This window comes from Lactococcus cremoris subsp. cremoris KW2 (assembly GCF_000468955.1).
In the GTDB taxonomy this organism is placed as follows: Bacteria; Bacillota; Bacilli; order Lactobacillales; family Streptococcaceae; genus Lactococcus; species Lactococcus cremoris.
The window spans coordinates 490,909-512,281 of the sequence record NC_022369.1; the positions used below are offsets into that span (position 1 = coordinate 490,909).

The 21,373-nt window shown below is 39.7% G+C and carries 14 protein-coding genes, 15 tRNA genes and 3 rRNA genes; 29 read left to right on the top strand and 3 right to left on the bottom strand.

Annotated elements, in window-relative coordinates:
• Positions 1-20: 20 nt before the first annotated feature.
• Genes KW2_RS12230 through recU form a run of 3 tightly spaced genes read right to left on the bottom strand, consistent with a single transcriptional unit; the run spans position 21 to position 3,363 of the window.
• Positions 21-653 carry an MBL fold metallo-hydrolase gene (locus KW2_RS12230; RefSeq protein ID WP_021036793.1) on the bottom strand — a complete coding sequence of 211 codons (633 nt, stop codon included), beginning with the start codon at positions 651-653 and terminating at the stop codon, positions 21-23.
• Complete coding sequence (locus tag KW2_RS02445) at positions 654-2,735, bottom strand: transglycosylase domain-containing protein (protein ID WP_021036794.1); 2,082 nt, start codon at positions 2,733-2,735, stop codon at positions 654-656. It abuts the gene before it with no gap.
• On the bottom strand, positions 2,722-3,363 hold the full coding sequence (gene recU / locus KW2_RS02450; RefSeq protein ID WP_021036795.1) for a Holliday junction resolvase RecU: 642 nt from the start codon (positions 3,361-3,363) through the stop codon (positions 2,722-2,724). The genes KW2_RS02445 and recU overlap by 14 nt, the downstream gene beginning before the upstream one ends.
• Positions 3,364-3,443: 80 nt before the next feature.
• Here recU and KW2_RS02455 point away from each other — a divergent pair, with 80 nt between their 5' ends.
• The 29 genes from KW2_RS02455 (at position 3,444) to KW2_RS02595 (ending at position 21,355) form a co-directional block, all read left to right on the top strand.
• Positions 3,444-3,968 (top strand): SLOG family protein, encoded by a 525-nt coding sequence (locus KW2_RS02455; RefSeq protein ID WP_021036796.1) that lies wholly within the window; start codon positions 3,444-3,446, stop codon positions 3,966-3,968.
• A 159-nt stretch (positions 3,969-4,127) separates the two neighbouring features.
• Positions 4,128-4,514 carry a transcriptional regulator Spx gene (gene spx, locus KW2_RS02460; protein ID WP_011675556.1) on the top strand — a complete coding sequence of 129 codons (387 nt, stop codon included), beginning with the start codon at positions 4,128-4,130 and terminating at the stop codon, positions 4,512-4,514.
• A gap of 220 nt (positions 4,515-4,734) precedes the next feature.
• The gene (locus KW2_RS02465; protein WP_021036797.1) at positions 4,735-5,016 is read left to right on the top strand and encodes a UPF0223 family protein; all 282 of its coding nucleotides are present in this window, start codon (positions 4,735-4,737) and stop codon (positions 5,014-5,016) included.
• Complete coding sequence (locus KW2_RS02470) at positions 4,982-5,761, top strand: inositol monophosphatase family protein (protein WP_021036798.1); 780 nt, start codon at positions 4,982-4,984, stop codon at positions 5,759-5,761. The genes KW2_RS02465 and KW2_RS02470 overlap by 35 nt, the downstream gene beginning before the upstream one ends.
• A gap of 94 nt (positions 5,762-5,855) precedes the next feature.
• Entirely contained in the window at positions 5,856-7,136 is a 1,281-nt protein-coding gene (murA, locus tag KW2_RS02475; protein WP_011834554.1) for a UDP-N-acetylglucosamine 1-carboxyvinyltransferase, read from the top strand.
• Positions 7,136-7,327: a DNA-directed RNA polymerase subunit beta gene (locus tag KW2_RS02480; RefSeq protein ID WP_011675560.1), complete on the top strand. Its 192-nt coding sequence runs from the start codon at positions 7,136-7,138 to the stop codon at positions 7,325-7,327. Before murA ends, KW2_RS02480 begins: the two co-directional genes overlap by 1 nt.
• A 175-nt stretch (positions 7,328-7,502) precedes the next feature.
• Positions 7,503-8,786, top strand: coding sequence for a trigger factor (gene tig / locus KW2_RS02485; RefSeq protein ID WP_021036799.1), 1,284 nt, complete (start codon positions 7,503-7,505; stop codon positions 8,784-8,786).
• 403 nt (positions 8,787-9,189) lie between these two features.
• A 16S ribosomal RNA gene (locus tag KW2_RS02490) occupies positions 9,190-10,736 on the top strand.
• A 93-nt stretch (positions 10,737-10,829) separates the two neighbouring features.
• Positions 10,830-10,902, top strand: a tRNA-Ala gene (locus tag KW2_RS02495).
• Positions 10,903-11,040: 138 nt separating this feature from the next.
• Positions 11,041-13,941 (top strand): 23S ribosomal RNA (locus KW2_RS02500).
• A gap of 83 nt (positions 13,942-14,024) precedes the next feature.
• Positions 14,025-14,140: ribosomal RNA gene (gene rrf, locus KW2_RS02505) — 5S ribosomal RNA — on the top strand.
• The 16S, 23S and 5S rRNA genes sit together here with 15 tRNA genes alongside, the layout of an rRNA operon.
• A gap of 2 nt (positions 14,141-14,142) precedes the next feature.
• A tRNA-Val gene (locus KW2_RS02510) sits at positions 14,143-14,215 on the top strand.
• A gap of 29 nt (positions 14,216-14,244) precedes the next feature.
• A tRNA-Asp gene (locus KW2_RS02515) sits at positions 14,245-14,317 on the top strand.
• Positions 14,318-14,334: 17 nt separating this feature from the next.
• Positions 14,335-14,407: transfer RNA gene (locus tag KW2_RS02520), tRNA-Lys, on the top strand.
• Positions 14,408-14,416: 9 nt separating this feature from the next.
• Positions 14,417-14,498: transfer RNA gene (locus KW2_RS02525), tRNA-Leu, on the top strand.
• A 13-nt stretch (positions 14,499-14,511) separates the two neighbouring features.
• Positions 14,512-14,584: transfer RNA gene (locus tag KW2_RS02530), tRNA-Thr, on the top strand.
• 25 nt (positions 14,585-14,609) lie between these two features.
• Positions 14,610-14,681, top strand: a tRNA-Gly gene (locus tag KW2_RS02535).
• A gap of 38 nt (positions 14,682-14,719) precedes the next feature.
• A tRNA-Arg gene (locus KW2_RS02540) sits at positions 14,720-14,793 on the top strand.
• A gap of 5 nt (positions 14,794-14,798) precedes the next feature.
• Positions 14,799-14,872, top strand: a tRNA-Pro gene (locus KW2_RS02545).
• 37 nt (positions 14,873-14,909) lie between these two features.
• Positions 14,910-14,983: transfer RNA gene (locus tag KW2_RS02550), tRNA-Met, on the top strand.
• 12 nt (positions 14,984-14,995) lie between these two features.
• A tRNA-Ile gene (locus KW2_RS02555) sits at positions 14,996-15,069 on the top strand.
• Between the two features lie 7 nt (positions 15,070-15,076).
• Positions 15,077-15,149, top strand: a tRNA-Phe gene (locus KW2_RS02560).
• Between the two features lie 10 nt (positions 15,150-15,159).
• A tRNA-Gly gene (locus KW2_RS02565) sits at positions 15,160-15,230 on the top strand.
• A 25-nt stretch (positions 15,231-15,255) separates the two neighbouring features.
• A tRNA-Ile gene (locus KW2_RS02570) sits at positions 15,256-15,329 on the top strand.
• Between the two features lie 42 nt (positions 15,330-15,371).
• Positions 15,372-15,459: transfer RNA gene (locus KW2_RS02575), tRNA-Ser, on the top strand.
• A 185-nt stretch (positions 15,460-15,644) separates the two neighbouring features.
• Positions 15,645-17,558: a DNA primase gene (dnaG, locus tag KW2_RS02580; protein WP_021036800.1), complete on the top strand. Its 1,914-nt coding sequence runs from the start codon at positions 15,645-15,647 to the stop codon at positions 17,556-17,558.
• Between the two features lie 259 nt (positions 17,559-17,817).
• A complete protein-coding gene (rpoD, locus tag KW2_RS02585) occupies positions 17,818-18,978 on the top strand; it encodes an RNA polymerase sigma factor RpoD (RefSeq protein ID WP_371265335.1) in 1,161 nt (386 codons plus the stop codon).
• 97 nt (positions 18,979-19,075) lie between these two features.
• Positions 19,076-19,819: a MurR/RpiR family transcriptional regulator gene (locus KW2_RS02590; RefSeq protein ID WP_021036801.1), complete on the top strand. Its 744-nt coding sequence runs from the start codon at positions 19,076-19,078 to the stop codon at positions 19,817-19,819.
• Between the two features lie 156 nt (positions 19,820-19,975).
• Positions 19,976-21,355: an MFS transporter gene (locus KW2_RS02595; RefSeq protein WP_021036802.1), complete on the top strand. Its 1,380-nt coding sequence runs from the start codon at positions 19,976-19,978 to the stop codon at positions 21,353-21,355.
• Positions 21,356-21,373: the final 18 nt, after the last annotated feature.

A 21,373-nucleotide genomic window follows, 5' to 3' on the forward strand; every position in this document is an offset into this window, starting at 1 on the left:
AGAACTGTCAGTGTTTTTTTTTATTGGAAAAATGGATTATGAAGTTTTTCAGCGCCAATTGTCGTCTCTGGTCCATGACCAGGCAGCACACGAATATGATTATCGAGTCTAAAAAGTTGGTCACGAATTGATTCTAAAAGTTGTGCTTGATTCCCAGTTGGTAAATCCCAACGCCCAATAGCGTTTTTAAAGAGAGCATCTCCACTAAACAGGCAGGAGTCGCCTTCGCTTTCAAAGAGAAGACTTACTCCACCGATAGAATGCCCGGGAGTTTCTAAAACTCGAAATCTAAATCCATCTAAATTATAGTCCTGTCCAATTTTATAAAATTGCTCAGCATCCGGTCCAGTAATTGCCTTTCCCAGAAAAAATAGTGAGGCATTTAATTCAGGATTTTTCATCCATTCTTTTTCTGAGTGATGAAGATAGATTGGAGCGCTTGGGAAATATTTTTTTAAATCATTTAATCCCATGATATGATCAAAATGGGCATGAGTTAATAAAATTGCACAGACCGCTTTGTCAGTAAGTTTTAGATACTCAAGAAGTGCTGATGAATCACTTCCTGGGTCAATAATAAGGTATGAAGTAGAATTGCTCAGGACATAAGTATTTTCCTGAGCAATTTTATTAACAATTTTTTCAATTATCATTTAGCCACCATTAGCAGAAGATTGTGTAACGGTTTGACCAGAACTATCTGTTTTAACCAGAGCAGATCCTTGTTGAGCGACGCCCTCAGGCGCTGTCCAAGTTGCAACAGCAGACGGGTCAGGATTGAGTTGAGTCATCATTGATGAAAAGACTTTTGTGGCAATTTGAGTACTTGTACCATATATTGGAGTCATTCGATTTGAATAACCAGTCCAAACGGCCATTGAATACTGAGGAGTATAACCAACGAAGTTTTCATCAGGAGAAACCATTCCAGGAAGTGAGCCGTATTTTTCAGTAATTTGGTCCATTTCACTATCAGTATAATTAGAAGTCCCTGTTTTACCAGCTGCAGGCAAGCCCGGAACAGCAGCGTATGAACCGACAGATTCAGAAAGTGGTAATGTTAAAACACTTTGGAGAATATTAGTCATAATATAAGCTGTTGAAGCTTGCATTGCCCGTGAACGAACTGGTTTGTATTCAACTGTTCGCCCGTCGGGGAAAACAACTTTAGAAACATAGTAAGGTTTAGTGTAGATACCACCATTTGAGAAAGCAGCGTAAGCCGCAGCCATTTTCTCAGAACTTGCCCCACCATTTTTTGTATTAGTATTACTAGAGATAGCATTGGAGTATTGCAGCGGGTTCAAATTAATACCTAAACCATCCACAAATTTACTAGAATTATCTAAACCAACATTAATTAAAGTTTTAACAGCTGGAATATTTCTGGAAAGGGCCAATGCGCTCTTAACAGTCATTGAACCAAAATAGGTATTATCCCAGTTTTTCAAAGGCGTTCCGTTTGGATAAGTCGTTGGGGAGTCAGAAACATAATCATTCGTTGAAGTATAGATATTATTTTCAAAAGCGGGGCCATAGTCAACAATTGGTTTCATCGTTGAACCCCAATCTCGGTCTGTTTGAACCGCCTGATTGAAACCAAAAGTGACATCGGTTGGTTGATTACGTCCACCGATTTGTGCGATTACAGCGCCAGTTTTAACATCAGTGACCGTTGAAGCTACTTGCAGTGTATCATCTGGGTAGGTAATATAATTACCGCTATTAACAATATTATATAGATTTTGTTGTGCTGTAGTATCAAGGGTTGTATAAATTTTAACCCCTTCGTTTAAAATATCATTACCAGCTAAGGTCTTGGCTTGTGCTATAGCTTGTTTGAGGAAGTTATCAGCATAACTAGGAATCGTAACGCTTTGTTGCAAAGGTTGAAGACCATCATCAATTGGAGTAGCTAGCGCCGTTTTCTCTTCTTCAGCCGTAATTTTATTATAACGACGCATTGAGCGAATAACCATGTCACGGCGCCATTTGGCAGAAGTTGCATTCGTGTAAGGGTTATAAGTATTAGGAGCTTGAGGCATTCCAGCAAGAAGAGCCAGTTGAGCAATTGAAAGTTCTGTTAAATCTTTTCCGTAATAGGCTTGCGCAGCAGTTCCCATCCCGTAATACCCATTTGCCATATTTACCTTATTGACATAAGCAGTAAAAATTTGTTCTTTGGTCCATTTTTGGTCCAATTTTAGAGCCATCCAAGCTTCTTGAACTTTGACGCTCAAAGTCTGGTCCGATTCATCTGTTGAGAAAAAAGAAAGTTTAATCAACTGCATATCAAGGGTAGAACCCCCGTTTAAAGAACCACCTTTTAAGTTGTTGACGAAGGCACCGGCAATTCGTATCGGGTCAATTCCACGTGTGTTGAAAAAACGATGGTCTTCAATAGAAGTAACAGCATTAACCAGCATAACCGGAATATTGTCTGTTTTAACTAAATTTCTTTGCTCTGCCCCTAAAGTTGCAACAAGCTGTTCTTTTGAATCATAGACTTTAGGAGAAGGAGTAGATTCAAGCTTATCTAAATTGAGAGCGGGTGCATCCTTGGCGTAATAAACAAAAACAGCGCCACCGGCAGCTAGCCCCAAGATAATTAATGAAAAGAAGACAATCAAAAATAATTTAACGGCTGTCCACCATTTTGATTTAGCAGAACCGCGTTTTGCCCGTTTATTTTGTTTATTTTTCTTAGATTTAGTAGAAATTTTACTGTACCTCACAAAGTTTATTCACAATTTCTAGATATGGAATCCTAGGAATGTGGTTCGTTTCAATTTTATAGCCATTTTCGCGAATATAAGCGAGTGGGATTGACTTTAAACCGTTTTTTTCGTAATAAAACGTAATTAAATAGGAAGACGGGAGAAGATATGTCTCGTCTAGAGCCGCAAAATGTAACAATACAAAAGCAATCCCTCGCTGAGCGAGAACATTACTCATGTGAACAATTTGATGTTCATGGAAATTTTTTAAAGGAAAAACCGTTTTTTGGTGTGTTTCTTTTGCTTCAAAATCAACATAATGACCTTTATAGACTCCAGAATAGTCAGTCGTAGAGGCTTGTCTAAAATAAGCTTCTGTAATTTTTGCACGACTTCGTTGTGGATAGTCTACTTTAACAATCTGTATCGGTGTTGGTTTTTTATGAATAACGGCAAGACCGCGTGAGAGATAGTAATCATTTGTTGCATTGATTTCTGCTTCAAAATTCATCCCTCGCTTTCCGAAAGCAACAAGACTTTTAGATTTTGGAGCACCCTTTTTAGCTGCTGACAGCTCTGTCAGTGTTTTTTGTTTTTTAGGAACAGCGCTATAAGACTGCGACCTTCCATTAGGATAATTAACCATTCTGTCTTCTACCTTTATAAAATTCTCAGTTAGTTATATAATGTCTATTATAACATAAATTTTACAAGGGGAAAATATTTATGAATTCACTGCTCATCATGGGTTATACAAGTTTTGATCTAGGGATTTTCAATGAAAAAGACATTAAAGTATCAATTATAAAAAAAACAATCAGAAGAAAATTGATAAATTTCTTAGAAGAAGGACTGCGCTGGATCGTTTTTACAGGAAATTTGGGATTTGAATATTGGGCCTTAGAAGTCGCTAAAGAGCTGCAAACAGACTATGAATTTCAAATCGGAACAATCTTTCCTTTTGAGACTCACGGTCAAAATTGGAATGAGAATAACCAAATAAAATTAGCAAGCTTCAAACAAGTTGATTTCGTTAAGTATGCTTTTGAAGCTTACGAAAATCCAGGTCAATTTCGTCAGTATAATGAATTTTTACTTGAAAATACAGAAGGATCATTTGTTTTCTACGATGAAGAAAATGAGACAAAATTAAAATATATGGTCGAAAAAATGAAACAAAGTTCAAATTACGAAGTCTATTTACTTAATTTTGAAGATTTACAAGAGACTTTTGAAGAGATGAATGACTAATTTTGTAATTTTTATAAGAAAATAATTTATAAAAACCATGACGTTACTTTTTTTGCTATATTAATTTTGGTATAATACTTACCAGATGTAAATTAGATTTTGCCCAATAGGGAGAAAAATAAACTTACTGATAATTTTAAAAGGATGGGAAATAGGACTGTGATTGATTTATATTTATCGCCATCATGTACCAGCTGCCGTAAAGCGCGCGCTTGGTTGCAAAGCCACAAAGTTCCCTTTGTAGAGCACAATATTTTGACACAACCGATGACAACAAACGATTTGCGTCAAATTTTGACTAAGACAGAAAATGGAACAGAAGACATTATTTCAACACGGTCAAAAGTTTTTCAAAAGTTGGCTGTGGATGTTGACAATTTGACCATAAATGAGTTGTTAGATTTGGTGACTGAATTTCCAAATCTATTAAGACGCCCAATTATCACGGATTCAAAACACCTTCAGATTGGTTTTAACGAAGATGAGATTCGTGCATTTTTACCACGAGAATATCGTCGCGCAGAAATGTTAACTACAATAGATTAAAAAGTCGGCAAAGTTTACTGATGAAGAACTCAAAAAAGCAAAAATTAACCAGTGTCCAAGTTTATGAAATTAATTAAGTTAGTCTACTTACTAATTTGTTAAAGGGATAAACGGTATAAGGAAGATGGAAGAAAGGCTTTTTATGACAACTCCGTCAGTAAATTTTTCTGCATGCTTATAAGAAATAAATAAAAGAGACCGAGGCCTAGCCAGGAGGATCATGAAAGAAAATTATAATTACCCTCTTGATTTAAGTTGGAGTACTACTGAAATGACAGAAGTGCTCTCTTTTTTCAATCAAGTTGAGAAATTTTATGAAAGTAAAGTCGAAAAAGAGCTTTTTCTTGAGTCTTACACTGCTTTCAAAAAAGTTGTTCCTTCAAAAATGCAGGAAAAACAATTGGGAAGAGATTTTGAGCAGAGCAGTGGTTACTCACTTTATCGAGCGCTCAAGGAGGTAGAAGCTAGTGGGAAACGATTTGTCAGTGCTGACAAGGCTTGAATTAGCTAAAGATTGGGTAAGAGATGCTGGAAATTTCTTAAAAGAAAATATCAGCTCTCCTCTCGAAATTACCGAAAAGACACGTTATGATGACTTAGTGACCAATTTTGACAAAGAAGTTCAAGAACAATTAGTAAGCAATATTTTGCACCATTTTCCAGAGGATAAGATTTTAGCCGAAGAAGATGATGAAAAAATAAAGTTTGATCCAGAAATTCCTCATTTATGGATTCTAGATCCGATTGACGGAACGACAAACTTCATTGTTCAAAAAGATAATTTTGCCATTATGCTTGCTTATTATGAATTTGGTGTTGGAAAATTTGGCTTAATTCTTGATGTGATGAAAGATAAACTATACTGGTGTGATAGTCATAAAGCATTTTGCAATCAAAAGGAACTTGAAAGCAAAAAGATGTCTCTTGATAAGAGTTTACTCGGGGTGAACAGTTATATGTATCGCACTAATAGTGGCGGCTTATTAGATTTAAGTCATCAAACTTTAGGGGTTCGTATTATTGGAAGTGCAGGAATCAGTTACAGTCAACTTTTAGAAGGTAAAATTCTGGGATATTTTAGTAATCTTCAACCATGGGACTATGCTGCTGGAAGTATTATCGCTGAAAAAATTGGTTTTGTCACATTGACAACATCAGGGGAAAAACCAAGGTTTAACTGTAGAGAACAAGTGTTTACAGCTCCAGCATATTTGGTTTCAGAAATACAAAAATACATTAAAAGTTAAAACAAATGAAATGTTTCAGCAAAATAGAATGTTCTTTTATGATATAATTTAAAAATATAAATTAAAAATAGAGGAAAAATAGGAATTTAAATAAATGGATAAAATAATTGTAAAAGGTGGGCAAACAAAACTTCAAGGAGAAGTCGAAATTGAAGGAGCAAAAAATGCTGTTCTTCCACTTCTTGCCGCTACTTTACTTGCGAGTGAAGGCGAAGTTGTATTAACTAATGTCCCTATTTTAAGTGATGTTTTTATGATGAATAATTTAGTAGATCATCTAGGGACGAGCATTAGTTTTGACCAAGAAGCAAAGAAAATCATTGCTAAAGCCAATTCTGAAATAAAAACAACTGCCCCTTATGAGTATGTCAGCAAAATGCGAGCATCTATTGTTGTCATGGGACCGATTTTAGCTAGAAATGGCCAAGCGCGGGTTTCTATGCCAGGAGGATGTTCAATTGGTTCACGTCCAATCGATTTACATTTGCGTGGATTTGAGCAAATGGGAGCAACAATTACTCAAAATGCTGGTTATATTGAAGCTAAGGCTGATAAATTAAAAGGAGCTCACATATATCTTGATTTCCCTTCAGTAGGAGCCACGCAAAATCTAATTCTTGCGGCTACCTTGGCCGAAGGAGTAACAACACTCGAAAATGCGGCACGCGAACCAGAAATCGTTGACTTAGCCAATCTTTTGAACAAAATGGGTGCAAATGTCAAGGGCGCTGGGACTGATACAATCATAATCAAAGGTGTTGAAAAAATGCACGGTGCAAAACACTCTGTTGTTCAAGATCGAATTGAAGCCGGAACTTTCATGGTTGCAGCAGCAATGACCCAAGGTGATGTACTAATTAAAGATGCAATTGCTGAGCATAATCGTCCATTAATATCAAAACTGAGTGAAATGGGCGTTAATTTCACTCAAGAAGAAACAGGACTTAGAGTCGTAGGGCCTGAAAAACTCAAAGCTACTAGTGTTAAAACATTGCCACACCCAGGTTTTCCAACGGATATGCAATCTCAAATGACTGCCGCTCAAGCGATCGCGGCTGGAGAATCTGTAATGGTTGAAACAGTATTTGAAAATCGTTTCCAACATTTAGAAGAAATGCGTCGTATGGGATTGGAAGTAGATATTACTAGAAATACAGCCTTAATCCAAGGAAATTCAAATTTGCAAGGAGCCGCAGTAAAATCAACAGATTTAAGAGCGAGTGCAGCTTTGATTCTTTTAGGATTAGTGGCTAAAGGCCAAACAACTGTAAGAAGATTAAGTCACTTAGACCGCGGTTATTATAAATTCCATGAAAAATTAAAAGCACTTGGTGCTGATATTGTCCGAGTGAAAGATGAAGACGGAGAAGAATAATGTTCAAGAAGACCATAAAATTTTTAGGACTAAGATTATCAATTATCATTTTTGTTATCATTTTGTTAGTCCTTGCCATTGTTTTAGGGCTAATGGTTGGTTATGGTTTTCTAGGTGGAGGAAATCCTTCTAATATATTTAATCATGATTTATGGAATGAAGTTATGACCAAGCTAAGCCCTGGAAAATAAAAAGAAGCTCAATTTGAAAAAATTGGGCTTTTTTAATTAAAAAATAGTAATAATGAAAATAGAAATTCATATTTTATGAGCTGAAAAAGCAAGTAATGGTTGAAATATAGCGTATTTTATGCTATTCTTGAAAGGTATGAATTTCTGAGCTTAGGCTCAAAATAAGGAGAAAAAAATGACTGTAAGTTTTGAAAAAACTAGTGATACTAAGGGTACACTCTCATTTTCAATTGATCAAGAAACAATTAAAACTGGGCTTGACAAAGCCTTTAATAAAGTAAAAGCTAACATTAGCGTTCCTGGTTTCCGTAAAGGTAAAATCAGCCGTCAAATGTTCAATAAAATGTACGGTGAAGAAGCTCTTTTTGAAGAAGCTTTGAATGCTGTTCTTCCAACTGCTTACGATGCTGCAGTAAAAGAAGCTGCTATCGAACCAGTTGCTCAACCAAAAATTGACGTAGCAAAAATGGAAAAAGGTTCTGATTGGGAATTGACAGCAGAAGTTGTTGTTAAACCAACAATCACACTTGGTGACTACAAAGACCTTACAGTTGAAGTAGACGCAACTAAAGAAGTTACTGATGAAGAAGTGGAAACACGTTTAACAAACGCTCAAAACAACTTGGCAGAACTTGTAGTAAAAGAAACTGCTGCCGAAAATGGTGATACTGTTGTTATTGACTTTGTTGGTTCAGTTGACGGTGTTGAATTTGAAGGTGGAAAAGGTTCAAACCACAGTCTTGAACTTGGTTCAGGCCAATTCATTCCAGGATTTGAAGAACAACTTATTGGTACAAAAGCTGGTGAAACTGTAGAAGTTAAAGTAACCTTCCCAGAAAATTATCAAGCTGAAGACCTTGCAGGAAAAGAAGCTCTTTTTGTAACAACTGTCAATGAAGTAAAAGCAAAAGAATTGCCAGAACTTGATGATGAACTTGCAAAAGACATCGACGAAGAAGTTGAAACTTTAGAAGAACTTAAAGCTAAATTCCGTAAAGAACTTGAAGAATCAAAATCAGAAGCTTACGATGATGCAGTAGAAACTGCCGCAATTGAAGCTGCTGTTGCTAACGCTGAAATCAAAGAAATCCCAGAAGAAATGATTCATGAAGAAGTTCATCGTGCGATGAATGAATTCCTTGGAGGAATGCAACAACAAGGAATCTCTCCAGAAATGTACTTCCAAATTACAGGTACTTCTGAAGACGATCTCCATAAACAATATGAAGCAGATGCTGACAAACGCGTTCGTACTAACTTAGTAATCGAAGCAATTGCAGCTGCTGAAAGCTTTACAACTTCAGATGAAGAAGTAAAAGCTGAAATTGAAGATCTTGCTGGTCAATATAACATGCCTGTTGAACAAGTTGAAAAACTTCTTCCAGTTGACATGCTTAAACACGATATTGCTATGAAAAAAGCAGTAGAAGTTATTGCTACAACAGCTAAAGTAAAATAATTTTTATAATTAATGAGAATAAAGTACTGTCATTTGCAGTACTTTATTTTTTTGCCATTTTAAAAGTTTCAGATAAGATATTTTTCATAAAATTATCAGATGTTATTGAATAAACGAAATAAAAGAAGGGAAAAATAAAAAAACAACAACCAAAGAAGCGCGTAATATCAGGGTTTAAGAGACAATAAGAAAAAAAGATTGAAAAAGCCACATTAAATTCTTGACAGGGCGAGATAGGTTTGATAGAATATAATAGTTGTCGCGAGAGACGAGCGTTGAAGCGCGACAAGCTAGACCATTGAAAACTGAATAAAGAAGAATGACTCATGTGATGTAGCAATACATCAAAAATCTGTCAATCAATAATGAAAGACAAGCCAGTCACTTCGGTGACTTAAATACTTTATTTGAGAGTTTGATCCTGGCTCAGGACGAACGCTGGCGGCGTGCCTAATACATGCAAGTTGAGCGATGAAGATTGGTGCTTGCACCAATTTGAAGAGCAGCGAACGGGTGAGTAACGCGTGGGGAATCTGCCTTTGAGCGGGGGACAACATTTGGAAACGAATGCTAATACCGCATAACAACTTTAAACACAAGTTTTAAGTTTGAAAGATGCAATTGCATCACTCAAAGATGATCCCGCGTTGTATTAGCTAGTTGGTGAGGTAAAGGCTCACCAAGGCGATGATACATAGCCGACCTGAGAGGGTGATCGGCCACATTGGGACTGAGACACGGCCCAAACTCCTACGGGAGGCAGCAGTAGGGAATCTTCGGCAATGGACGAAAGTCTGACCGAGCAACGCCGCGTGAGTGAAGAAGGTTTTCGGATCGTAAAACTCTGTTGGTAGAGAAGAACGTTGGTGAGAGTGGAAAGCTCATCAAGTGACGGTAACTACCCAGAAAGGGACGGCTAACTACGTGCCAGCAGCCGCGGTAATACGTAGGTCCCGAGCGTTGTCCGGATTTATTGGGCGTAAAGCGAGCGCAGGTGGTTTATTAAGTCTGGTGTAAAAGGCAGTGGCTCAACCATTGTATGCATTGGAAACTGGTAGACTTGAGTGCAGGAGAGGAGAGTGGAATTCCATGTGTAGCGGTGAAATGCGTAGATATATGGAGGAACACCGGTGGCGAAAGCGGCTCTCTGGCCTGTAACTGACACTGAGGCTCGAAAGCGTGGGGAGCAAACAGGATTAGATACCCTGGTAGTCCACGCCGTAAACGATGAGTGCTAGATGTAGGGAGCTATAAGTTCTCTGTATCGCAGCTAACGCAATAAGCACTCCGCCTGGGGAGTACGACCGCAAGGTTGAAACTCAAAGGAATTGACGGGGGCCCGCACAAGCGGTGGAGCATGTGGTTTAATTCGAAGCAACGCGAAGAACCTTACCAGGTCTTGACATACTCGTGCTATTCCTAGAGATAGGAAGTTCCTTCGGGACACGGGATACAGGTGGTGCATGGTTGTCGTCAGCTCGTGTCGTGAGATGTTGGGTTAAGTCCCGCAACGAGCGCAACCCCTATTGTTAGTTGCCATCATTAAGTTGGGCACTCTAACGAGACTGCCGGTGATAAACCGGAGGAAGGTGGGGATGACGTCAAATCATCATGCCCCTTATGACCTGGGCTACACACGTGCTACAATGGATGGTACAACGAGTCGCGAGACAGTGATGTTTAGCTAATCTCTTAAAACCATTCTCAGTTCGGATTGTAGGCTGCAACTCGCCTACATGAAGTCGGAATCGCTAGTAATCGCGGATCAGCACGCCGCGGTGAATACGTTCCCGGGCCTTGTACACACCGCCCGTCACACCACGGGAGTTGGGAGTACCCGAAGTAGGTTGCCTAACCGCAAGGAGGGCGCTTCCTAAGGTAAGACCGATGACTGGGGTGAAGTCGTAACAAGGTAGCCGTATCGGAAGGTGCGGCTGGATCACCTCCTTTCTAAGGAATATATACAAAGACGTGAGCATTCAACTTTATTCAGTTTTGAGGGGTTTAGTCATAAACCTAAGCAAGAATCAAATTCTTGATTGTGGGGCCTTAGCTCAGCTGGGAGAGCGCCTGCTTTGCACGCAGGAGGTCAGCGGTTCGATCCCGCTAGGCTCCATTGTCAGACAAGACGTTAAAATCACTTGAACATTGAAAACTAAATAACAATATCTAATAACGATAAATAAACCAAAAGCTGTGAATTTTAAAGAATTTACAAACTTATACTTGAAAAACGATGATTATAAATCATCATGGCAAAGTTAATAAGGGCGCACGGTGGATGCCTTGGCACTAAGAGCCGATGAAGGACGTGACTAACGACGATATTCTAGGGGGAGCAGTAAGTACGCATTGATCCCTAGGTCTCCGAATGGGGAAACCCAGCTGCTACTAGCAGTTATTCATGAGTGAATACATAGCTCATGTAAAGGTAACGCAGAGAACTGAAACATCTAAGTACCTGCAGGAAGAGAAAGTAAAAACGATTTCGTAAGTAGCGGCGAGCGAACGCGAAGAAGGGCAAACCAAGAAGCTTGCTTCTTGGGGTTGTAGGACTGCAACGTGGACTTAAGCATTATAGTCGAATAACCTGGGAAGGTTAATCAAAGAGGGTAATAATCCCGTAGACGAAATAGCGCTTATACCTAGCAGTATCCTGAGTAGGGCTGGACACGCGAAATCCAGTTTGAATCCGGGAGGACCATCTCCCAACCCTAAATACTCCTTAGTGACCGATAGTGAACCAGTACCGTGAGGGAAAGGTGAAAAGAACCCCGAGAGGGGAGTGAAATAGCACCTGAAACCGTGTGCCTACAAGAAGTTCGAGCCCGTTAATGGGTGAGAGCGTGCCTTTTGTAGAATGAACCGGCGAGTTACGTTATGATGCGAGGTTAAGTTGAAGAGACGGAGCCGTAGGGAAACCGAGTCTGAATAGGGCGACTTAGTATCATGATGTAGACCCGAAACCTAGTGACCTATCCATGAGCAGGGTGAAGGTGTGGTAAGACGCACTGGAGGCCCGAACCAGGACACGTTGAAAAGTGTTTGGATGACTTGTGGATAGCGGAGAAATTCCAAACGAACTGGGAGATAGCTGGTTCTCTCCGAAATAGCTTTAGGGCTAGCGTCGAAATGTAAGTGTATTGGAGGTAGAGCACTGTTTGGGTGAGGGGTCCGTCTAGGATTACCAATCTCAGATAAACTCCGAATGCTAATACACATGTTCGGCAGTCAGACTGCGAGTGCTAAGATCCGTAGTCGAAAGGGAAACAGCCCAGACCAACAGCTAAGGTCCCAAAATATATGTTAAGTGGAAAAGGATGTGGGGTTGCACAGACAACTAGGATGTTAGCTCAGAAGCAGCTATCATTCAAAGAGTGCGTAATAGCTCACTAGTCGAGTGACCCTGCGCCGAAAATGTACCGGGGCTAAACATATTACCGAAGCTTTGGATTGATATTTTATCAATGGTAGGAGAGCGTTCTTAACCGCGATGAAGGTATACCGTGAGGAGTGCTGGAGCGTTAAGAAGTGAGAATGCCGGTATGAGTAGCGCAAGATAAGTGAGAATCTTATCCACCGTAAGACTAAGGTTTCCAGGGGAAGGCTCGTCCGCCCTGGGTTAGTCGGGACCTAAGGCGAGGCCGAAAGGCGTAGTCGATGGACAACTGGTTGATATTCCAGTACTAGATATGATCGTGATGGAGGGACGCAGTAGGCTAAGAGATGCCAGTTAATGGATTCTGGTCTAAGCAGTGAGGTGTGAGATGTGTCAAATGCATTTCTCTCTAACATTGAGCTGTGATGGGGAAGCAACTACGGTTGCGAACTCTCTGATGTCACACTGCCAAGAAAAGCTTCTAGCGTAAAGTCATATCTACCCGTACCGCAAACCGACACAGGTAGTCGAGGCGAGTAGCCTCAGGTGATCGAGAGAACTCTCGTTAAGGAACTCGGCAAAATAGCCCCGTAACTTCGGGAGAAGGGGTGCTGGTGTAAAAGCCAGCCGCAGTGAATAGGCCCAAGCAACTGTTTATCAAAAACACAGCTCTCTGCTAAACCGCAAGGTGATGTATAGGGGGTGACGCCTGCCCGGTGCTGGAAGGTTAAGAGGAGTGCTTAGACGTAAGTCGAAGGTATGAATTGAAGCCCCAGTAAACGGCGGCCGTAACTATAACGGTCCTAAGGTAGCGAAATTCCTTGTCGGGTAAGTTCCGACCCGCACGAAAGGCGTAATGATTTGGGCACTGTCTCAACGAGAGACTCGGTGAAATTTTAGTACCTGTGAAGATGCAGGTTACCCGCGACAGGACGGAAAGACCCCATGGAGCTTTACTGTAGTTTGATATTGAGTACCTGTAAGTCATGTACAGGATAGGTAGGAGCCATTGAAATAGGGACGCTAGTTTCTATTGAGGCGTTGTTGGGATACTACCCTTGACTTATGGTTACTCTAACCCGCTGGCATAATCGGCCAGGGAGACAGTGTCTGACGGACAGTTTGACTGGGGCGGTCGCCTCCTAAAGAGTAACGGAGGCGCTCAAAGGTTGGCTCAGATTGGTTGGAAATCAATCGTAGAGTGTAAAGGTAAAAGCCAGCTTGACTGCGAGAGCTACAACTCGAGCAGGTAGGAAACTAGGACTTAGTGATCCGGTGGTACCGCATGGAAGGGCCATCGCTCAACGGATAAAAGCTACCCTGGGGATAACAGGCTTATCTCCCCCAAGAGTTCACATCGACGGGGAGGTTTGGCACCTCGATGTCGGCTCGTCGCATCCTGGGGCTGTAGTCGGTCCCAAGGGTTGGGCTGTTCGCCCATTAAAGCGGCACGCGAGCTGGGTTCAGAACGTCGTGAGACAGTTCGGTCCCTATCCGTCGCGGGCGTAGGTAATTTGAGAGGATCTGTCCTTAGTACGAGAGGACCGGGATGGACTTACCGCTGGTGTACCAGTTGTTCCGCCAGGAGCACGGCTGGATAGCTATGTAGGGAAGGGATAAGCGCTGAAAGCATCTAAGTGCGAAGCCCACCTCAAGATGAGATTACCCATTCGTAAGAATTAAGAGCCCAGAGAGATGATCTGGTAGATAGGCTGGAAGTGGAAGAGTTGCGAGACTTGGAGCGGACCAGTACTAATCGCTCGAGGACTTTACCAAAAGAGTCAAATATAAAATGCTTATGGTTTAGAAGTTAGAAGAATTGTTATTTAGTTTTGAATGTTCAAAGTAACATTTAATGATTTGGTCATCATTGCGATGGAGATACACCTGTTCCCATGTCGAACACAGAAGTTAAGTCCATCTACGGCGGAAGTACTTGGGGGTTGCCCCCTGGGAGATATGCGAGTGGCCAAGTTTGGGAGTTTAGCTCAGCTGGGAGAGCATCTGCCTTACAAGCAGAGGGTCAGCGGTTCGATCCCGTTAACTCCCATTGGTTGTTTCAGCCATTAATTGAATAAAGGTTCTGTAGTGTAGCGGTTATCACGTCGCCCTGTCACGGCGAAGATCGCGGGTTCGATTCCCGTCAGAACCGTTAGTAGTAATACTAATGACTCGTTAGCTCAGTTGGTAGAGCATTTGACTTTTAATCAAAGGGTCGCTGGTTCGAGCCCAGCACGGGTCATAATTCCTAGCGGATGTGGCGGAATTGGCAGACGCACTAGATTTAGGATCTAGCGCTTAACGGCGTGGGGGTTCAAGTCCCTTCATCCGCATACTAGGTTATTAGCCGACTTAGCTCAGTTGGTAGAGCATCTGATTTGTAATCAGAGGGTCGCGTGTTCGAATCATGTAGTCGGCATTGTCGTAAGACACAAAGTTTAAGTGCGAACGTAGTTCAGGGGTAGAACACAACCTTGCCATGGTTGGGGTCGCGAGTTCGAATCTCGTCGTTCGCTTACTAGTATTATTACTAGTTATTTATAAAAAGTTATTTGCAGGCGTGGCTCAACTGGATAGAGTACCTGACTACGAATCAGGCGGTTGTAGGTTCGAATCCTACCGCTTGCATATAACGGGAAGTAGCTCAGCTTGGTAGAGTACTTGGTTTGGGACCAAGGTGTCGCAGGTTCGAATCCTGTCTTCCCGATTGATGTTTTTACATCAATTTGACTTAGGTCAAACATGGCGGTGTAGCTCAGCTGGCTAGAGCGTTCGGTTCATACCCGAGAGGTCGGGGGTTCGATCCCCTTCGCCGCTATAATTATCAGCTGGATCTTTAGCTCAGTTGGTTAGAGCTATCGGCTCATAACCGATCGGTCGCTGGTTCGAATCCAGCAAGATCCATATCTTTGGCTCGGTAGCTCAGTTGGTAGAGCAATGGATTGAAGCTCCATGTGTCGGCGGTTCGATTCCGTCTCGCGCCATTCTTTGTTAGCGGATGTAGTTTAATGGTAGAACCCCAGCCTTCCAAGCTGGCTACGCGAGTTCGATTCTCGTCATCCGCTTAGTTTTCATTTGAAAACATTATATGGGAGTTTAGCTCAGTTGGTTAGAGCACTGTGTTGATAACGCAGGGGTCCCAGGTTCGAATCCTGGAATTCCCATAATGGATATGTAAGGTATCTATTCATTGTTAATAAGCCTATGGGGGGTTACTCAAGAGGCTGAAGAGGACGGTTTGCTAAATCGTTAGGTCGGGAAACCGGCGCGAGGGTTCGAATCCCTTACCCCCCTTTGTTCGACGTCTATTGCTAAATAGGCGTCTTTTAGACTTTAAAGCGATAGAAAATGATAAAAATTTGAAAGAATCGATTTTATTTTGTGAATGAATAATAAACCAGACTCTTTCCTAAGTGTTATACTTAAGTTGTGATTACTTATTTGAATGTTCATAGTCAAAATGAAAGGGGGAGTAGCGAATGGTTTCAGTAGATACTGAAGTTGTGAATGACTTAAAGTCAAAGGTTAATATTGCTGATTTGATTTCACAATATGTTGCCTTAAGTCGCACCGGTAAAAATTATATTGGCTTATGCCCTTTTCATGGCGAAAAAACTCCTTCTTTTAATGTAAATGCAGAAAAAGGATTTTATCATTGTTTTGGTTGTGGTAGGTCTGGAGATGCTATTGAGTTCTTAAAAGAATATAATCAAGTGGGCTTTATTGATGCTGTTAAAGAGTTGGCTAATTTCGCCGGGGTCACTCTTGATATTTCTAATGACAGAGAAGAAAAAAACAATCCTAATGCGCCACTCTATGAAATCAATAATCAGGCTGCTCGTTTATATAATATTTTGTTGATGTCAACAGAATTAGGGGAACGAGCCAGAGACTACCTAGCTGAACGTGGGATTACTGATGATGTAATCAAAAGATTTAATATTGGTTTGGCTCCTGAGGAAAATGATTTTATTTTTAAAAACTTATCAAATAAATTTGATGAAGAAGTTATGGCTAACTCAGGACTATTTCATTTTTCAAATAATAGGGTTTTTGATGCTTTTACGAATCGAATCATGTTTCCAATTACTAATGAATACGGTCAAACGATTGGTTTTTCTGGACGAAAATGGCAAGAGAATGATGATTCAAAAGCAAAATATATCAATACATCAGCAACGACAATTTTTGATAAATCTTATGAATTGTGGAATTTAGATAAAGCAAAACCAACTATTTCTAAGCGGCGTGAAGTTTATTTAATGGAAGGTTTCATGGATGTTATTGCGGCTCATAAAGCGGGAATAAATAATGTTGTTGCCTCAATGGGAACGGCTTTGACGGAGAAGCATGTTCGTCGCTTGAAACAAATTGCTAAAAAATTCGTATTAGTATATGATGGAGATTCTGCTGGACAAAATGCCATCTATAAGGCTCTTAATTTGGTCGGTGAATCTGATGTTCAGATTGTCAAGGTACCTGAAGGGTTAGACCCTGATGAGTATTCTAAAACATATGGTCTAACAGGTCTATCAGCATTGATGGAAACTGGGCGGATTCAGCCCATTGAGTTCTTGATTGATTTTCTAAGACCTGAAAATTTGGCTAATTTGCAGGTTCAGCTAGATTTTATTGAGCAGATTGCGCCAATGATTGCAAAGCTACAATCGATAACGGCTCAGGATGCTTATATAAGAAAATTAGTTGAGATTTTGCCTGATTTCGAGTATAATCAAGTGGAGCAGGCTGTAAATTTGCGCCGTGAAAATATGAATATTACTGACCATTCTGTCAGTGATTATGGGGCTTCAAATCTAGTTGAAAATTTTGCTGACGAGAGAGATTATTCTAATCTTGATTCGGCCATACCTATTGATTTTGAAGAAATCTTTTATGAAAATAATATTCAACCTCAAGTAGCTGATAGAAGAAATGAACCAGCTCAAGTTTTTCAACCAACGATTCAGGTTCCTAAATTGTCTCGTTCAGAAAGAGCTGAGGAGATGCTCCTTCATCGAATGATTTATCATTCATCTGTTTTGAAAAAATTTTCTCAGGATGAAAATTTTAGATTTGTCCATAAACGTTATCAGGATATATTTGAAAAGATATTACTTGAGGCAATGGTTTATGAGCAGATTGATGAATCCCATTTGGCAAGTGAGTTGTCAGAGGATCAGCGTAGTCTCTTTTATCAGATTATAAGTTTAGATTTACCAGAGACTGCATCAAGTCAGGAAATTAATGACTTGGTTTCCATTTTTTCAAATGAAATGGAACAAATAAAATTTGAAGAACTTCAGCAACAATTAGCAACTGCAGAAAAAGCAGGAAATAAAGAACGTATGTTAGAGTTAACCCTTCAGATTATTAATCAAAAGAAAAAATTATAATATTTTTTTACTGACAATTGGCTAGTCTATTTAATGACAGTTTTGTCAGTAGTTTTACCCAAAGAGGAGGATCGAATTGGCAGCAAATAAAAAAAGAATAAGTCAAATTTCGAAAGAAACAGGAGTTCAAAACCGTGTCTTGGTTGAGAAAGCCCAAGAAATTGGCTTACTTGTAAAATCACATTCAAGTTCAGTTGGACCTGGTGAGGAACGTCGTCTTCTTGAAGCATTAAATGTTAAACCTGTTGTTGTTGAAAAGATGGATAGTCCTAAAACTTTAGCGAGAGTTGAAATCAAAGAAAATGGTGATACTTTTAATGTAAAAGCTTATGAAAAAGCAGTTAAAGGCTATATTACCAAACGTAAACCTTTGGGTGAAGCGCTTGATGAAGAAATCATGGATGAGCTTTCTGTTAAATTTGGAATTGTGGATGATGCTCTTGAAGATTTGTTCAAACAAATTCAAGATGCGGGAATTTCAATTGTGGATAAAGATGGAAATCCAAGTCCTTTGGCTCTTGTAACTGATGAAATTGAAAAAGAAGAAGTTTCAGATACTGCAATGGATGAAATCGTTACGAATGTTCGTATTGATGATCCTGTTCGTATGTATCTTAAAGAAATTGGTCGTTATCCATTGATTTCTCTTGATGAAGAAACAAAACTTGCTGAAGCAATTATTGCTGGTGGTGAAGGGGCAGAATTTGCGAAACAAATGCTTGCCGAAGCCAACTTGCGTTTGGTTGTTTCAATTGCAAAACGTTATTCTGGACGTGGAATGCAATTTTTGGATTTGATTCAAGAAGGAAATATGGGCTTGATGAAAGCTGTGGATAAGTTTGACCACACGAAAGGATTCAAGTTCTCTACCTATGCAACTTGGTGGATTCGCCAAGCGATTACACGTGCAATTGCTGACCAAGCCCGCACGATTCGTATTCCAGTGCATATGGTTGAAACAATCAATAAATTGATTCGTGTTCAACGTAATCTTTTGCAAGAACTCGGACGCGACCCTTCACCTGAAGAAATTGGTAAAGAGTTGCACATGGCGCCAGATAAGGTTCGTGAAGTTCTGAAAATTGCTCAAGAACCAGTATCACTCGAAACACCTATTGGTGAAGAAGATGATTCTCATCTTGGTGACTTCATCGAGGATGATGTCATCGAATCACCTGTTGATTATACAAATCGTATTCTTTTACGTGAACAGTTAGATGAAGTGATGGATACTTTGACTGACCGTGAAGAAAATGTTTTGAGAATGCGTTTCGGTCTTGATGATGGACGGATGCATACTTTGGAAGATGTTGGAAAACAATTCAAAGTGACTCGTGAACGTATTCGTCAAATTGAAGCAAAAGCAATCAAAAAACTTCGTCACCCACGTCGTTCTAAACCATTGCGTGACTTTATGTAATTTAAAAACTTACTGATACAATTGTCAGTAAGTTTTTTTATATTTTTTTAGAAATTATAGCTATTAAGAGTCAACAATTTTTATTCAGAGGAGTTTTATGAATCATTTAACCAGTGTGGAAATTTATATTTGGAATTACTTAGAAGAAAATAAGACAAAAGTTATCCAAATGACAGTTGCTCAGATTGCTGAATCTGCTCATGTCAGTCCTTCATCAATCATTCGAACTTTGAAAAAGAAAAATTTTTCTGGTTTTTCTGAATACAAAAATACAGCAAAAATAAAAATGAATACAAACAAATGGATTCACGGCTTATCAGAAAGTGCCAATCAAGTTGTCTCTGAAACGATAGAGGAATTGTTAAGAACGGTGAGGCTACTAGAGAGTGAAAACTTAGCTAAAGTTGTTGAAAATATTTATCAGGCAGATTCTGTCGTAGTTATCTCTCGTGGTTTATCAGTGAGAATAGCCGATTCATTTGCCAGAGATTTGCAATTTTTAGATGTCAAGGCGGTGAGTCTTTATCAGGATAATATGCAGAATTATCTTAGTAAATTGCCTGAAAATACTTTTCTTGTTGGCCTGAGTTTGTCTGGTGAAACAGAATTGATTGTCGCGACAGCCCTCAAAGCAAAAAGAGAGGGTAAAAAAGTTTTGGCTATTACCGGAAATTATGAAAGCAGATTAGCTCAACAAAGCGATTTATCTTTGTTTGCTTATCAAAAAAAGGCTTCTGGAAAAATTCCAGTTGACTATAATAATATGCTCCCACTAGAACTTATTATTCACCTTTTGATTCAACTTTATACAGAATATAAAGAACAGGGGAGGATTGTTTGACTGTTAGAATTTTACTGACAGATTCTAGTAAAATATGGTCTGTCAGTAAATTTTTTATTATTTAAGAATAAATTCCTGAAATTATAGTAAAATCAGGAATTTATTTCAATGGATAGTAAGTTATAATTAATTTATCAAAATGAAAGGGGATTCAACATGCTTGGATTCTTAAAGCCAGCTCCAGATGCAGAGCAAAAAATCTCAGAGGAAAAAGTTCCCCGTTTATATAAAATTTGGCAAATTCGGGTTCTAATTTCGACAGCAATGGTTTATATTGGTTATTATATTATTCGATTGATTTTCACCGTTCAGCAAAATGATATCTCCAAGGCTTATGGCTTTTCGATGGGACAGATTGGGACGATTCTCTCCATGTTTGGGATTGGCTATGGAATCTCAAAACTTATTATGGGAACTCTAGCTGATAGGGCCAACCCCAATCGCTATGTGGCAACGGGTTTGATTGTTTCATCAATCATCAATGCCCTTTATGGGACGACTCAAAGTTTTGGGATGATTGTTTTTCTGATGTTGCTGAACTCAGTCATGCAAGGCATGGGGGCTGCGGCCTGCCAGCGTTTGGTTGGCTTATGGTTTGGACGCAAAGGAAACGGCTCGATTATGGCGCGTGGAACGGCATTTTCCATCTGGTCATCGGCTCATAATGCAGGAGCTTTCATGTGTGTGGCTGTCATTAATTTATCTGCTTTGTTTTTCGGCGCTTCGCTTCAATGGAGTTTTTGGACAGCATCAATTGTCTCGATTATCATTGCTGTTATCGTATTATTTCTTGGCTCTGATCGTCCAACAACAAAGGGATTGCCTACGATTGAAGAATATTCTGGGGATAAAGTGGTCATTAAAGATGGAGAAGTTGTCGAAGGTGATGTTTCTGACGAAAATGTCTTTAAGATATTCTTTGAATACATTGTCAAAAATAAACTCGTTTGGGCAGTCATTTTGACTTCACTGTCAATTTATGTGGTGCGTTATGGCATCATGAGTTGGATTCCAAATTATCTGGTCAATGTCAAAGGATTTGATAATTCAACGGCAAAATGGCTGACAGGAATATTTGAACTTGCAGCTGTTCCTGGAGTTATTATCATCGGATTTATTACTGATTTGCTCAAAGGACGTCGGGCCATTATGGTTTTGATTTCATTGATCGCCATGCATGCCTGTCTGATTACTTATTTTGCAGCAACAAACCACACTTTGATTATCATTGTCTTATTAATTATGGGAACATTTATCTATGCACCCGCGACGATTGTCGGTTTGATGGTCAATGAAGCCGTACCGAAATTTGCCAATGGAATGTCAACAGGAACAATGGGATTCTGTCAGTATATCATTGGGGAAGTGACGGCAACCTTGGTCATTGGATGGGTTGTTCAATCTTATGGCTGGTCAGCTGGAAATATCATTGTTTATGCTTTTGCGGGCATTGCCATTTTGGCTTCAATCTATATCTTAATTTATCAAAATAAATTGTATAAGAAAATTGATAATGCTGCTAAGATTGCAGAATAAAAAAATTACTGACAATTT